This window comes from Paenarthrobacter nitroguajacolicus (genome assembly GCF_031455195.1).
In the GTDB taxonomy this organism is placed as follows: domain Bacteria; phylum Actinomycetota; class Actinomycetes; order Actinomycetales; family Micrococcaceae; genus Arthrobacter; species Arthrobacter nitroguajacolicus_D.
In genome coordinates this window covers 76,017-90,610 of the sequence record NZ_JAVDSH010000002.1, presented here as the reverse complement: position 1 = coordinate 90,610, position 14,594 = coordinate 76,017, and the positions used below count along the sequence as shown (strand labels likewise).

The following is a 14,594-nucleotide window of genomic DNA, read 5'->3' as shown; positions in this document are numbered from 1 at the left end:
CGGCGCCTTCCGCCCAACCCTCACTCACATCCCGGCGCCTTCCGCCCAACCCTCCATCGCATCCCGGCCCCATCCGCCCAACCCTCACTCACATCCCGGCCCCATCCGCCCAACCCTCCATCACATCCCGGCCCCATCCGCCCAACCCTCCATCACATCCCGGCGCCTTCCGCGGTAGACGCCCATCCGTGACCCGCATTGACTGCGCCACCATGGGTGGCGAGCTCTTCCCGCGGATCCCAAGGCCCGGCGTCGGCCTTCCCCTGGCGGACGCGCCCGGCCCAACCAGGCGGAACGTGAGAGAGCGTCCGGCCCAACCAGGCGGAACGTGAGAGAGCGTCCGGCCCAACCAGGCGGAACGTGAGAGAGGGTCAGTCTTTGGGGGCAGGGGGACGGAGGGCCGCCAGGAGTTCCTCGGCGTCGGGGCCGGCCTGGGTTGCTGCCAGGTTTGCTGCGGCTATGGCTTCCACCACCTCGCTGCGTTGGATGGACACGCCCCGGGGTGCCTCGATTCCGATCCGAACGCCGTCGCCGCGCCCTTCCATGACGGTGATGACAATGTCGTCCCCGATCATGATCTTTTCGCCCGGCTTACGCGTCAGTACCAGCATGGTTTCAATCTACCCTTCCGAGGACGGGTGCGGTGGCGGGTTTGCCTTCCACCCAACCGACAGGAAGGTCCAGCGTATCCACCGTTTGCGGGCTCGCGGTTTCCGAGGCACCGATGACGGCGAGCGCGTCAACGCCCGCGGACTCCCCTGCCAGCACACGCTGGAGGGCCTGCACCCAGGCCTTCGTGTCTTCTGGTTTGTGCCTGGCATCGACCACCACCCACACTTGGTCGGCGGCCAGGAGTGAGATGTCGGCCCCATTTGACGGGACGTCCCCCGGGCGGCCCAGCCCGAACGCAACCACAACGGTCTGCCCCGTAAGGACGGCTTGGGCGCGCGCCGCCGTCGTGCCCTGCCTTCCTTGGATGTGGAGGTGACCGAAGGCGGTGAGGCGGCCCGCGGTGCGGACGTCTGAGCCGCCAGCAGCTATGGACATTTCCAGGGCCGGTCCAAGCGCATCGTCGCCGAGGCCCAGGAGGACGATGAGGTTACCGTCGCCCGTCATGGGTTGGGGAACCTTTCGTACGGGTTCAGCGGCCGACGGCGGCAGGGTCGCCAATGCGGGTACGGACGCGACCGGTTCAGCCGGTTGAAGTTCTTTGCCGAGTTGTTCCAGCAGGCCTGCGAAGTCCGGGGATGCGGTGGAGACCGGTGCGGGAGCGGGCTTGTGCATCTCGAGTTCGGCGGCGTCGGCACGTTCCAGGAGGGCCGCGATTGCCGGCCCGTGAAGTTCGTGAAGGGGACCGGGTGCACTCAGCGGCGCTTGGCGATCAGCGGGAGCCGGGACATCATCGGAAACCTCCACTGTGGCTTCGAACCTGGCTGCGGCGAACAATCCCACGATGCCCGGATTGGTGACCTTCTCGGCGGAGACTATGCGCGCGCCCGGCCCATACTGCTTGAGTGCCTTGGCGCGAATGGCTTCGAGCGATGCACCACTAAGCTTGTAGCGCTTCTGCATGGCGCACCACCCCCACCGTTTCGATACGGATGTTCGCCGACGTCACTTCGCGGTAGGAGAGAACGGGGACACCGCCGTCGGGGGCTGCCACCAGGCGTCGGATCGCCGGGCGCAGGGCAGGTGCGCAGACCAGCACGGCTTCCCGACCGGCAGCGGCGGCACCGTCCGCGGCGGACTTCAACGAGTTCAGGACGCTGTCCAACTTCGCCTGGCCCATGACAATCTGGGTGCCGCCTTCACCTGGACGCATGTCCTCCAGCATGGACTGCTCCAGCAGGGGATCGATCATGATCACGTTGAGGACTGCCCCGTCCATGTACTTGTCCGCCAGCACCGGACCCAGCGCGTGCCGAGCGGATTCCACCAGCGATTCCGGGTCGGTGGATACCTTGGCCCGCAACGCCAGTGCTTCATAGATCCGCGGGAGGTCGTTGATGGGGACCTGCTCTTCGAGGAGTCCCTGGAGCACGCGCTGGATTTCGGCCAAGGACAGCAGGGCAGGCGTGAGTTCTTCCACGGCGGAGGGGCTCTGCTTCCGGACCCCTTCGGTGAGCACCCGGACGTCTTCGCGGGTCAGGAGCCGGGCGGCGTTCGCGGAGATGATGGAGGACAGGTGCGTGACCAGGACCGAAACCCGGTCAATCACGGTAGCGCCGGTCATTTCGGCACTGTGCCGCATTTCCGTTGGGACCCATTTGCCGGAGAGTCCGAACACGGGTTCCACGGTTGCGGTTCCCGGCAACGCGTCCAGGAATTCGCCCAGGGCAAGCAGCTTGCCCGACGGCGCCACTCCCCTTCCAGCCTCGACGCCGGCGATGCGGATGGCATAGGTGGACGGCGGCAGGTCCATTGCGTCGCGTGTGCGGACCGGAGGGACCACGAGTCCCAGTTCCATGGCGATCTTGTGCCGGAGTGACCGTACCCGGGCCAGCAGGTCATCGGAGGCACCCGAAACAATGTCCACCAGGTCCGGTGCCAGCAGGATCTCCACAGGATGGACGCGCATGTCTTCCATGAGCCGCTCGTTGGGATCCTCCTCCCCCGTCAGGGCTGCAGCGCTCTCCGCCTCCTGGGTTTCGGTTTGGAGCTTTTGGGCTGTGGCTACACGCCTCGAAGCGAGGACCAGCAGCGCGCCCACTACCACGAACGGAAGGATGGGCATGCCGGGAATGAGGGCCATGCTGCCGGCCGCCAGTCCTGCGATCAGCAGGGCGTTGGGTGACTGCATGAGCTGCGAGGACGCGGTGCGGCCCATGTCTTCTTCGGCATTGGACCGGGTGACGATCATGCCGGTGGATACGGCCATGAGCAGTGCGGGAATTTGCGTGACCAGGCCGTCGCCCATGGTCAGGAGGCCGTAGGTGTTCAGGGCATCCCCGGCATCCATGCCGCGCTGCAGCACGCCGATGGCGATACCGCCCACGAAGTTGATGATGATAATGATGATGCCCGCAATGGCATCACCTTTCACGAACTTGGACGCACCGTCCATTGCGCCGTAGAAGTCGGCTTCGGCGGACACTTCGGCGCGCCGCCGCCTGGCTTCGGCGTCGGTGATGAGTCCGGCGTTGAGGTCCGCGTCGATGGCCATCTGCTTGCCGGGCATGGCATCCAGGGTGAAGCGTGCGCCCACCTCGGCCACACGTTCGGCACCCTTGGTAACCACCACGAACTGGATGACCACCAGGATCAGGAACACCACGGCGCCGATGATCAGCGAACCACCAACCGTGACCTTGCCGAACGCCTCGATGACCTGGCCCGCGAAGCCCTGGCCCAGCACCAACCGCGTGGACGCCACATTGAGTCCGAGCCGGAAAAGCGTGGCAACGAGCAGCAGCGATGGGAAGACGGAGAAGTCCAAGGGCTTTTTCACGAACATGCTGGTCAGCAGGATCAGCAAGGCCAAGAGGATGTTGCACACGATCAGGAAGTCCAGCAGCGCGGCCGGCAGCGGAACAACCAGCAGCAGCACAATTCCTACGATGCCAACCGGCACGGAAAGCCGGGCGAACTTGTTGTTCTTCATGCCTGCATACTTTCTTTCATCTGATGAATTCCCCGTGCAGTTCCGCGTTTCTTCAGTGACATCACGAACGCCAGCACTCCGGCGACCGAGCGGTACAGCTCAACCGGGATTTCCTGGCCCAGCTCGCAAGCGGAGTGCAGGGCCCGTGCCAGCGGGATGTCCTGGACCATGGGCACACCCTTGGCTTCGGCTTCCTCCCTGATGCGCGCAGCGATCAGCCCCGCCCCTTTCGCCACGACGCGTGGTGCCGATTTGCCGGCGTCGTACTTCAACGCGACTGCCACGTGCGTCGGGTTGACCAGCACGACGTCCGCGTCACCAATCGCGCCGATCATGCGGTTGCGGCTCATGCTTAGCTGGCGTGAGCGGCGCTGGGACTTGATCAGGGGGTCGCCGTCGGTGTTTTTGTTCTCGTCCTGGACTTCCTTCTTGGACATCCGGGTTTTCTTGCGGTTACGCCGCATCACCACGAAGATGTCCGCGGCGGCCAGCACCAGCCCCGCGGCCACGGCGAACTGGATGAGCGCCCCAATTCCACCGGCAGCGGCTGCCAGGACACCGGCAACGGGCAGTCCGCCAGCGGTCAGCAGCACCGGCATCAGGCCCTGCACCACGGCGTACAGGACAAGACCGACGACGGCGGTCTTCAGCAGCGCTTTGACGCCTCCCCACAGTGCCTGGCCACCAAACATCCGTTTGAAGCCGGCGAGCAGGTTGAAATGCTCAAACTCGGCCCTGAACTTCTTGAAGCGGATACCGCCCTGCAGCGCCGAGCCTGCAAGCACCACCACGGTGACAACCAGGAGCAACGGCCCCAGGATTCCGGCCAGGGACCCCAGCCCTGCCTCCAGTGCAGCAACGGCTTTGGCGGGATCGGGCTGCGCGATGACGCTTTTCACGGTGAAGAGCTGGTCCACGGCGGCGTTCGAGGCGTGATCGATGGTTTCCGGGAGCATCGCGGCGGCGGCTCCGACTGCCAGCCAGGCCATGAGGTCCTGCGACCGGGACAGCTGCCCCTTCTCCCGGACTTCGCGCATGCGTTTGTCGGTGGCTTGTTCAGTCTTCTCCTGCGAATCCGCCACTAGCCCACCCCCATCAACGTGTTGGCGGCCTGCTCGGCCAGGGTGGCCACGAGCCGGGGCAACGCCAGGAACAGGAAGCCTGCCAGTGCCAGGGTGATGAAGATCTTGAGCGGAAAGCCGAGCGAGAAGGCGTTGAGTGCCGGCGCCACGCGCGTCAGGAGTCCCAGTCCGACGTCGGCGAGCACCAGGACCACAAGGAGCGGACCGGCGATCTGCACGGCGGCGAGGAACATGCCTGTGACGGCGCCGATCATGGCCTCAATGGGCTGGCTGAGGTCGATGCCACCAGCCAAAGGCAGGGCGTTGAAGCTACCCATGAGGCCGCCAAGGACCATCTGGTAGCCGTCCGAGGCGAAAAGGAGTGCAAGGGCGGCCATTTGGAGGAGCCGGGTGAACTGGGCACCATTGACCATCATTTGCGGGTCGAACGCCTGGGCCATTTGGAAACCGCTGAAGAGGTCCACCAGGCTGCCTGCGGACTGGATCGCTGCGAAAATCACCATCACCAGGAAGCCCAGGACCAGGCCGGTGACCAGCTCAAGGACCACGGCCATGACGAATCCTGCCGTGTCCGACGGGACGGCTCCGGACGAGAGCCGCTGGGAGACGGCCAACCCCAACCCGATCCCGAGCATGGCCTTGATGCGGGTGGGGATGGCGTGGTGGGCGAACGGCGGAGCAACCACCAGGAAGGCTGTCATGCGAACCGATGCCAGCAACAGGACCTGGATCCACGACTGGTCCACGGGGATGTCCACCTCACGCTCCGCCGATCAGGCCGGGGATGCGGGCGAATAGCTCGTTGGTGAAGGCAACCATTTCGGAAATCATCCAATGGCCGCAGACCACCAGTGCGATCGCCACTGCAACAGCTTTGGGAACGAACGACAACGTGGCTTCCTGCAACTGGGTGATGGATTGCAGGAGCGAAATCGCCAGCCCCACCACCAGCGCCGTAACCAAGGTGGGCGCTGCGAGCTTAGCCGCGACGATCATGGCCTGGAGGCAAATATCCAGGACTGCATTGGTATCCATCAGCCGCTCGAATAGCTCTGGATCAGGGACGTGATCACCAGTCCCCAACCGTCCACCAGGACAAACAAGAGGATCTTGAACGGCAGGGAAATCATCACCGGCGGGAGCATCATCATGCCCATGGACATGAGCGCTGCGGAAACCACGAGGTCGATGACCAGGAAGGGGATGAAAATAACGAAGCCGATAATGAACGCGGCACGCAGTTCCGAAATCATGAAGGCCGGGACCAGCGTCTGGAACGGCACGGATTCAGGGTTCGCGGGGTTGTCCATCTTCGCAGCCCGGGTCATCAGGGCGATGTCCTCCTCCCGGGTGTGGGCCAGCATGAAGTGCTGAAGCGGGGACCAGCCCGCGGACATGGCACCGTTAAAATCCAGCCCGCCGTTCAGGTACGGCTGCACTGCCGCCGTGTTGATGTCCGAGACCACGGGCCACATGACGAACAAGGACAGGAAGAGCGCCAATCCCGCCAGGACCTGGTTGGGCGGGATAGCCGGCAAAGACAGTGCATTCCGGGTCATGGCCAGCACCACGAAGATCTTGGTGAAGGACGTCATCATCAGAAGCAGCGCGGGAGCTACGGAAAGCAGCGTGATCCCAATCAGGGTTACTACCGCTGTGGATGGTGTCCCGTCCAGGCCGTTGATGTCGATGCTGACATTCCCGGAACCGGGTGTCGCAGGCGGGGTTGGCGGCGTGGGCTGCGTGGGATCGATGGGGGTCGCCTGGGCGGCTGCCATTCCAAGCAACAGCAAAGCACCCGTGAGCAACAAAACCGCCGCGGCAGACAGCAACTGCGGCAGGGCGCGCTGGCGTACGGCAGGAAATGGCCGGCCCGGCAGGCCGAACCCAGCAGTTCGGATCAATTGCGGCGTCCCCGGATGGCATCCGAGGCTTGCCGCCAAGTGGAAGCGGACAGGATGGAACCGTGCATCGGGTGCTCGGGCATCTGCCCGCGACGGTGGAGTTCGCTCCGACGCCGGAGCACAGGAAGCGAACCCGTGACCGGCTCAGGGAGCGGGCCCGTGACCGGCTCTGCACGCACCACGGGCTGCGGCTGGCTCGATGCCTGCCGGAACAGCTCCGCGAAACTCCCGGCCGGCTGGCCGTCCACTGCCTCAACGGGCTCCGGCGCTGCGGCAGGCGCGTCGCCGCTGTGGAGCACCGTCACCGCATGTTCCGTGACGCCCAACAGGAAACGCTTGTCCCCGGCATCGACCACTACGACAGACGCTTTCTGCCCTACCACCTGACGGCTCACAACCGTCAGCGCGGCATCCGCGCGTCGGCGGCCTTTACCTTTGCCCAGGCGCTTCTGAACGAGCCAGATGAAGCCCAGCACGGCGCCGAGGGCCACGAACACCCGCAGCCCGAGGATAAATGAGTCCATCTACAGTGTTCCCTCGACCCCGTCCAGGATGCGGGTGATGCGGACGGCATAGTCCTGGTCCACCACCACAACCTCACCGTGGGCGATCAACCTGCCGTTCAACAGCACGTCAGCGGGGGCACCGGCGGACCGGTCCAGTTCAATGACCTTCCCGGGTTCCAGTGCCAGGGCGTCCCGCACGGACATCCGGGTCCGCCCGATCTCCACGGTCAACGCCATTTCAACACTGCTGATGAGGCCCAGCCGGGCAGCCAGGTCGTTGCCCTGTCCACGCGCGCCGGCATCAGTGCCCGTACCGTTGTCCCGCACGCGGACAGCGAACCAGCCAAAGGGGGCACCGCCGTCGTTCAGTTCAAAAACGGCCGTGTCGGGGTCCGACAGGAGCCCCGCGGCGTCCTCCTCGCGCAACTCCCCCAGCACGCCGGCGTCGAACGCTGACGCGGCCTGTTCAAGGGCGGGACGCAAGACGTCGCCGGCCCGCACGGCATGCTGGACTGCACCACCCAGCCCGGCCCCGCCCGCGGCGGCAAGGAACGAACGGTCCACCAGCAGCAGTGCGAAATCGGCCGTCAGGGCTCCGACGAACGTCGCTGTGACGGCCGGAGAAGCATAGGCGGCCGCATCCTGTGCCGGAACGATGCCGGCGACGCGGAGGGTGGAGGCGCTGGGCAGGTGCAGCGCCAGGCGCTCGGCGGCAGCCGCCTGCAGGGTCAAAATGTTGCTCATCGCTGATGCTCCTCGGTTGTGACGATGACTGCGGCGGCGCGGGAGCCGTTGCGTGCGGCCGCGGCGGTGGCCAGGCGGGTGCCGTTGATGGTGACATCGAACGGCCGGTTCTCAAGGTGCGGCAGCGGCAGGACATCCCCGACGGCGAGACCCAGGATCTGTGCGGGCGTCACCGGTGCGGCGGTCAACTGGACGGCAACGTCCACCGGTACCTGCGCGAGCTGGGTGCGGACCAGCGCTTCGTTGTCCACGCTGTGGACTGTGGGGTTCACGTCGCCCAGCCTGGACAGCAGCACGTCGGCAGGAACTGCCAGAGTGGCCGCGCACTGGGTTTCACCGACGTTGACGCTGAAAGACGCCACGATCATGAGCTCGGAAGGTGCGGCTGCCTGCGCGAACTGCGAGTTGTACTGGATGCCGTCCATCACCACGGCCTGCGTCAGGAGATTGCCAAGCGAATACCGGAGATCCTCCAGCACTTCCTCCACCATCCTGGAAATCAGCGCATGCTCGATCTGCGTGAACTTCCGCTCCGGGACGGCGGTTTCCGTTGATCCCCCCAACATCCGGCTCAGCCACGACAGGGCGGCCGTTGCAGGGAACTGGATAACCAGGCGGGATTCGCTGCCGTCGATCCTGCAGAGCACCATGGACGTGACCGACGGGAGGGACGCTGAGTATTCGTCGTAGCTCTGCATGCTCAGTTGTTCCAGCGTGGCAGTGGACTTCAACCGGACCTTGGCTGTGAGCTGCGTGCCCCACTGCCTGGCGAACGTTTCGAAAGCCACTTCCAGGACCCGGCTATGCTGGCGCGGCAAAGTGGTGGGTCGACGGAAGTCGTAGACATCCACGGTGCGCTGGCGTACCGCCGCGCGATCTTCCTGTTCTCCCACGGACGGCACTATCGGCACGTCGGAGGGGCGTGTAAGACGTTTCCTGGTACGACTATTCCGCGGCTACTTCGCAGCTTTCGCGGCGGCCGCCGATTCCTTGGTTTGGGCTTCGATCGCGCCGGGAATCAGCGCGCGCACATCCTCCGGGCTGGAGGACAACAACACCACGTCCACGCGGCGGTTCAACTCCATGAGCTCCTCGGTGGAGTCGTCCGTCACCTGGCGTGCGGCACCAAAAGCCACAGCGCCGATCCGACCAGGCGGCATGCCGGCGTCGTCCACAAAGTACCGCAGGACGTTCACTGAACGGGCGGCCGAGAGCTCCCATGTGGAAGCGTAGGCAGTGATTCCCTTGGCCGCATGGCCCTCCACCATGACTTCGAGCCCGGATCCCACCACGGTTGGTGCGATGGTCTTCAGGATCTCGAGGGCACGGTTGGTCAGGTCCGGCATGTCAGGCTGGAAGAACGTCTGGGAGCCCACCAGCTTCACGGACAGTCCCCGCTCGCCGACGTCGAACTGCACGTTCTTACCCAGGCCCTGGGCATCCAGTTTGGCTTTCATCTCATGTTCAAGGGCGGTGAGCTTGTCGGCTTCCTTGATGGCCAAATCCAGCGCCGAGAACCCTTCGCCGTCCGAAGCAGCGAGCTCCGCCGGGACCACAACGCCGGTAGCCGTGTCCACTTTCTGGCTGATCTGCGAACCAAAGCCCGTAGCCAGCGAATTGCGCAGCTTCTCAAACTTGTCCTGGTCCACCGAAGACATGGCGAACAGGACAATGAACATGCACATCAGCACCGTGACCATGTCCATGTAGGAGGCCATCCAGCGTTCGTCGACGTGGTGCTCCTCGGGCTGGGAGCCCCGTCTCCTGCGGGACCTCATGCTGCCCTGGACGCCGGCAACTTACCGGACTTGCCGGCGTCGTCGGCTGTGCCCTTGGCGTCCTTTGACTTGCTCTTCGCCGCGGCCGGGGCCATAGCCCGCAGCCGTTCGGCCAGGAGCAAGGGCTGGGTGCCGTTCTGCACGGCAAGCAGGCCCTCCATGAGGAGCGTCATGCGCTCGATTTCCAGCTCGGACAGGCGCTTGAGCTTGGCGCTCAACGGCAGCCAGATGAAGTTCGCGGACAGCAGACCCCAGAGGGTGGCCACAAAGGCCGCCGCGATCATCGGTCCCAAATGGTCGGGCGAGGAAAGGTTTTCCAGGACGTGCGTCAGGGAGACCACCGTGCCGATGATGCCGATAGTGGGCGCGTACCCACCCAGGGCGGCGAAGAACTTGGACGAGACGTGGTCGGCACGCATCTTGGTGTCGATTTCGTCCTCCATCAGCAGGCGCAGCTCCTCGGCATCCGTCCCGTCGGCGATGTTCTGGAGCGAGCGCTGCAGGAACGGATCCTTGGCGTTGTTCGCCTCCTCTTCCAAGGAAAGAAGGCCCTCACTGCGGGCCTTCTCGGCAAGGCGGACCAACTCGTCGATGCTTTCCGTGGGCTTTGCGGGTTTGCCGAGGAAAGCCTTGGGAACGTCCTTGAAGGCCTTGATGACATCCGCCAAGGTGTTCCCGGCGAGGCCTACCGCGATGGTGGCACCGAAAACCAGGATCATTGGCGCCGGCAAGAGCAACGACATGAGGTTCGCGTGCTCCAGGGTGACCATGGCCACCACGGATGCGAAGGCCAGGAGCAGGCCAAGAATTGTCATCGACTACGTTCCGTTCGGGTGGTTGTTCGTGCCAGGCCCATCTTCCGTGCCGGGCTCGGGCTCGGGCTCGGGCTCGGGCTCGGGCGACCGGACCAGGCTCAGCGGATACCCTGTGACGGCGGGAAGATCGTGGGCACGGCGAAGGACACTGGCACGGTAGTTCGCGATCAGCTCCACCACCTCGGCGAGCGATTCCCGCACGACGTAAGCGGCGCCGTCGAGAGTCACCAGATGGGTGTCCGGACTCTCGTGGATCCGTTCAAGGATGTCCGGATTCACGGCGAAGCGTGTGCCGTTCAGGCGGGTGACAACGATCATGGGCCGTTTCTGGTCAGGGTATGGCTGGAAGTGGTGCTGTCCCCTACTGTCGGCCGGACCGGGCCGGGCGTTAGCTTGCGTGCTGCCTTCTCCCGCCCTTGTTCGAATATCCCGCGCAGCAGGCTGCTGGAATCCGAACAAGGACGGAACCCGGTTAGCGCTTCAGGTTGCTCAGTTCCTGCAGGACCTCATCTGAGGTGGTGATGATGCGGGCGTTCGCCTGGAAACCACGCTGGGCCACAATCAGGTTGGTGAACTCCTGGGACAGGTCCACGTTGGACATCTCCAGCGAACCCGAAGTCAGCGACCCAAGTCCGCCTTCACCGGCAACCCCAAGCTGGGCGGCGCCCGAGTTGGCCGTGGCAACGTACGCGGAGCCGCCCGCTTTCTCCAAGCCTTCGGGGTTGGTGAAACGCGCCAGTGCCACACGCGCCAGGACTTCCTTGGCGCCATTGCTGAAGGAACCCACCAGTGAACCGTCGCCAGCCAAAGTGAACGACTCGAGTTCGCCCGCTTCCGCGCCGTTCTGGCCGGTAACGGAGAGGGTGCTCATCTGCGCGAAGCCGGTGACCGCGCCCATGTTCACCGTGATTCCGCCAACCGTCATGGTCCCGCCGGACGTCAAGGCGCCGTTCGCGAAGGCCAACGTGGCTGTTCCCCTGGCTCCGTTGGCGTCCGCACCGGCCACATTCCAGCCCGTGGCAGAACGGCTGAACGTCAGGGTGAGGCTGCGCTCCGCTCCGTTGGCGTCGTACACCTTCACCTGGCGCTCAACGGAGGTGCCCACTGCGGCGTCGGACGGCAGGTTGCCGCCCAGGGTGGCGTTCGTCGTGGCAACTGCCGGGGCGGTGGTGCCCGGCGACAATGTGATGGGTCCGGTGGCCCCGCCCGGGTTGACCACACCGTTGGTGGCCGTCCAGCCTTGGAGGATGCCGCCGTCGGGACTGACCAGACGGCCCGCAGCGTCCATCTGGAAGTTGCCCGCGCGGGTGTAGTACTGCTGGGTGCCCTTGCCGGTGACAAAGAAACCCTCCCCGGAAATCATCAAGTCCGTGCCGCGGCCGGTGCTCTGCGACGATCCCTGGCCGAAGTTGGTGCTCACGCCAGCCACCCGAACGCCGAGACCGATCTGCGCAGGGTTGGAACCGCCCACGTCCTGCTGCGGTCCCGCTGCACCCTGCGTCATCTGCGAGAGCGTGTCCTGGAACTGGGCGGACGAGGACTTGTAGCCGGTGGTGTTCACGTTGGCGATGTTGTTGCCGGTGACGTCGAGCATGGCCTGGTGGGCGCGGAGGCCGGAAATTCCGGAGTACAGCGAACGGAGCATGGTGTTGCCTTTCTTCGGTTTGGTTCGGGGTAAGTGTTTTTGGGGATCAGGTGGTCTTCGTGGGCTCAACGGGTGTTTGTGCCGTCATGCCGGTGATCAGGTCCAGGGGCACTTTGGCGTCGCCCACGGTCACAGTGGGGACACCATCAGCAAAGGACACCGCACTGGCGACACCGGCACCCTTGGTACCGTCGGCGAGCGTGTAGCTCACCTCCGTTCCGATGATCTGCGCCGCAGCGGAACGCATCTGCAGCGAGAAACTCTCCTTGGCCCCGGCTGTCAGCTCGGTCATCTTCTCCATCATGGAGAGCTGCACTGACTGGCTCATCATCTGGTTGGTGTCCATGGGAGCACTGGGGTCCTGGTACCTCAACTGGGTGACCAGCAAGGACATGAAGACCTCCGAATCCATTGCCTTGACCGGGGTCCTTGGTGCGCTGCCCGGCGCTGCGCCGTTGTTGGCCGCGATTGCGGGAATAGTTGTCATGCTCGTCTCCTTCGTCAGACCAGGATGTCCAGGCGGTTCGGGGTACTCAGGCCGCGTACGACGCCGGGTGGCAGCTGCGGTTGGGCATCGGCACCTTCGGGCCCGCCCTCGCCAGGTTGCGGCGTGCCGGAGTGCGCGCCGCTGGAGCCGGGTTCCCCGGAGCCGGGCTCGCCGGAGCCTCGGGGCCGGGTGTCCGGGTCTCGTGTTCCGTTCCCGGGTCCTGCGCCCTGCCCTGTTCCTTGGCCGGGATCTCTTCCGTCACCCTGGCCGGGGTCCTTTCCGGCGTCAGGTGGGCTGTTTTGCGAGGACAGGCTCAGGCTCGCCCCGGAGTCTTCGAGGCTTCGTCGGAGCTCCGGAAGGACATGCCGAACCGCGTCCCTGCCCGCGTCCCCCGGTGCGAACAGTTCGATCCGCACGCCCGCCGCGTCGATGTGGGCCCTGACCGTGAGGGGTCCCAGGTCGTCCGGGGCAACGCGCAGCGTCATCACGTGTTCCCCGGGTGCCGCCGACGCCAGCGAAAACAGTGGCGCGGCGAGCTGGGGTGCGAGAGCCGGCTGGGGCTGGCTGGCCAGGGGCACGGGTGCCGACGGGACCGTGTTGAGCTGTGGGGGTGCAGCCTGGGTCGGGGTAACTTGTGCGGCCTGCGTGACTTGGAGTGCCTGCACGGGGCCCGATTCGATGCTTCCCTGCTGGTTAGACGGCAGGAAGCGTCTGTCGTGCAGCGATCCGTCGAATTGGGGGGCCGACGACAGCGCCGAAGCAGTGCCCAGCCCTACCCCGGCACTGGATGAAGGAGCGGGCTGAGTCGGCTGAGGGCCGGAGGCAGCGACAAGCCCAGCCGTCCCGGCGAACCCTGCGCTCCCAGCGAGCCCTGCGGCCCCGGCGAGCCCAGCGTTGCCAGCGTTGCCAGCGAGCCCGGCGCTCCCTGCGCTCCCAGCGAGCCCGGCGGCCCCGGCGCTGACAGCACCCGGCACATCCCCAGCCAAGCCGCTCGTCCCGGGCACGCCCGATTCGGGGGTTTGCTGCGAAACAGGCCGTGCGCCCGGCACACCCGGCAGCGAGGCATCGGATTGAAGAGCACCAGAAGGCGCAGGAAGGGCATCAACCGCAACCCCGAGGCCAGCAACCACGGCCTGGGACGTGGCCATTTCGACGGCTTGCTGCCCATTAGACGGTAGGAATCGTCTAACCGGCAGCGAAGCGTCTAAATGGGTGGCCGAAGGAGTCCCGGACACGCCGACATCACCCTCAACCCCGGCCAGTCCCGACACCCGGGCCAGTCCCGACACCCCGGCCAGTCCCGACACCCCGGCCAGTCCCGACACCCCGGCAGCCACATAAACACCAGCGGGCCTGGCAGACGCAAGCACGCCCGGCTCGGGGGCTTGCTGCGAAACAGGCCGTGCGCCCGGCACACCCGGCAGCGAGGCATCGGATTGAAGAGCACCAGAAGGCGCCGGAAGGGCATCAACGGCAACCCCCAAGCCAGCAACCACGGCCTCGGACGTGGCCATTTCGACGGCTTTCTGCCCATTAGACGGTAGGAATCGTCTATCCGGCAGCGAAGCGTCTAAATGGGTGGCCGAAGGAGTCCCGGACACGCCAACAGCACCCTCAACCCGGGCCAGTCCCGACACCCCGGCCAGTCCCGACACCCCGGCCAGTCCCGACACCCCGGCAGCCACATAAACACCAGCGGGTCCCGCAGACGCAAGCACGCCCGATTCGGGGGTTTGCTGCGAAACAGGCTGCGCACCCGGCACACCCCGCAGCGAGGCATCGAGTTGGGCAGGTGCCGGAGCGGCAAGAGCAGCCAGACCGGCCGTAGGCTCATCCGATTCGATGATTCGTTGCGGATTCGATGGCTGGGACCGCCTCATGGGCAGCGGAGCGTCGAAGTGGGCAACGGGATCCACGTCCGGGCTGGACGCGAGCCCGTTCATTTCGTGGCAAAGATGCGACGTGAACGGCTGCGTATCCAGAGCAGGCTGTGCATCGTTGGGAAAGGAACCTGGCACCGGCTCGGAAGCCA

16 protein-coding genes are annotated in these 14,594 nt (G+C 65.4%); all 16 read right to left on the bottom strand.

All coding sequences use genetic code 11. The features are described 5' to 3' along the window. Window positions 1-371: 371 nt before the first annotated feature. The 16 genes from csrA to J2Y68_RS04160 all read right to left on the bottom strand — a co-directional run bounded on the left by csrA (window position 372) and on the right by J2Y68_RS04160 (window position 14,505). Window positions 372-611 (bottom strand): carbon storage regulator CsrA, encoded by a 240-nt coding sequence (csrA, locus tag J2Y68_RS04235; protein ID WP_211712831.1) that lies wholly within the window; start codon window positions 609-611, stop codon window positions 372-374. Window positions 612-615: 4 nt separating this feature from the next. Next, complete coding sequence (locus J2Y68_RS04230) at window positions 616-1,572, bottom strand: hypothetical protein (protein WP_309990161.1); 957 nt, start codon at window positions 1,570-1,572, stop codon at window positions 616-618. Beyond that, window positions 1,550-3,601, bottom strand: a complete 2,052-nt coding sequence (locus J2Y68_RS04225; protein ID WP_309990159.1) for a flagellar biosynthesis protein FlhA — start codon at window positions 3,599-3,601, stop codon at window positions 1,550-1,552. The genes J2Y68_RS04230 and J2Y68_RS04225 overlap by 23 nt, the downstream gene beginning before the upstream one ends. Further along, window positions 3,598-4,683 carry an EscU/YscU/HrcU family type III secretion system export apparatus switch protein gene (locus tag J2Y68_RS04220; RefSeq protein ID WP_309990157.1) on the bottom strand — a complete coding sequence of 362 codons (1,086 nt, stop codon included), beginning with the start codon at window positions 4,681-4,683 and terminating at the stop codon, window positions 3,598-3,600. The genes J2Y68_RS04225 and J2Y68_RS04220 overlap by 4 nt, the downstream gene beginning before the upstream one ends. Next, window positions 4,683-5,441 carry a flagellar biosynthetic protein FliR gene (locus J2Y68_RS04215; protein ID WP_284985911.1) on the bottom strand — a complete coding sequence of 253 codons (759 nt, stop codon included), beginning with the start codon at window positions 5,439-5,441 and terminating at the stop codon, window positions 4,683-4,685. The genes J2Y68_RS04220 and J2Y68_RS04215 overlap by 1 nt, the downstream gene beginning before the upstream one ends. Before the next feature lies 1 nt (window position 5,442). Next, window positions 5,443-5,718, bottom strand: coding sequence for a flagellar biosynthesis protein FliQ (gene fliQ, locus J2Y68_RS04210; protein WP_159708780.1), 276 nt, complete (start codon window positions 5,716-5,718; stop codon window positions 5,443-5,445). Then, window positions 5,718-6,461: a flagellar type III secretion system pore protein FliP gene (fliP, locus tag J2Y68_RS04205; RefSeq protein WP_309991613.1), complete on the bottom strand. Its 744-nt coding sequence runs from the start codon at window positions 6,459-6,461 to the stop codon at window positions 5,718-5,720. Before fliP ends, fliQ begins: the two co-directional genes overlap by 1 nt. A gap of 122 nt (window positions 6,462-6,583) precedes the next feature. Continuing rightward, entirely contained in the window at window positions 6,584-7,111 is a 528-nt protein-coding gene (fliO, locus tag J2Y68_RS04200) for a flagellar biosynthetic protein FliO (RefSeq protein WP_309990150.1), read from the bottom strand. Then, window positions 7,112-7,837, bottom strand: coding sequence for a flagellar motor switch protein FliN (fliN, locus tag J2Y68_RS04195; RefSeq protein ID WP_309990147.1), 726 nt, complete (start codon window positions 7,835-7,837; stop codon window positions 7,112-7,114). Continuing rightward, a complete protein-coding gene (locus J2Y68_RS04190) occupies window positions 7,834-8,730 on the bottom strand; it encodes a flagellar motor switch protein FliM (RefSeq protein WP_309990144.1) in 897 nt (298 codons plus the stop codon). The genes fliN and J2Y68_RS04190 overlap by 4 nt, the downstream gene beginning before the upstream one ends. 63 nt (window positions 8,731-8,793) lie before the next feature. Continuing rightward, window positions 8,794-9,615 (bottom strand): OmpA/MotB family protein, encoded by an 822-nt coding sequence (locus J2Y68_RS04185; RefSeq protein ID WP_309990141.1) that lies wholly within the window; start codon window positions 9,613-9,615, stop codon window positions 8,794-8,796. Then, a complete protein-coding gene (locus tag J2Y68_RS04180; protein WP_309990139.1) occupies window positions 9,612-10,430 on the bottom strand; it encodes a motility protein A in 819 nt (272 codons plus the stop codon). The genes J2Y68_RS04185 and J2Y68_RS04180 overlap by 4 nt, the downstream gene beginning before the upstream one ends. Window positions 10,431-10,433: 3 nt before the next feature. After that, window positions 10,434-10,748 carry a flagellar FlbD family protein gene (locus J2Y68_RS04175; RefSeq protein ID WP_309990136.1) on the bottom strand — a complete coding sequence of 105 codons (315 nt, stop codon included), beginning with the start codon at window positions 10,746-10,748 and terminating at the stop codon, window positions 10,434-10,436. 154 nt (window positions 10,749-10,902) lie between these two features. Then, window positions 10,903-12,075 (bottom strand): flagellar hook protein FlgE, encoded by a 1,173-nt coding sequence (locus J2Y68_RS04170; RefSeq protein ID WP_309990134.1) that lies wholly within the window; start codon window positions 12,073-12,075, stop codon window positions 10,903-10,905. Window positions 12,076-12,121: 46 nt separating this feature from the next. Continuing rightward, window positions 12,122-12,562 (bottom strand): flagellar hook assembly protein FlgD, encoded by a 441-nt coding sequence (locus J2Y68_RS04165; RefSeq protein WP_309990131.1) that lies wholly within the window; start codon window positions 12,560-12,562, stop codon window positions 12,122-12,124. A gap of 14 nt (window positions 12,563-12,576) precedes the next feature. Further along, window positions 12,577-14,505, bottom strand: coding sequence for a flagellar hook-length control protein FliK (locus tag J2Y68_RS04160; protein WP_309990128.1), 1,929 nt, complete (start codon window positions 14,503-14,505; stop codon window positions 12,577-12,579). Window positions 14,506-14,594: the final 89 nt, after the last annotated feature.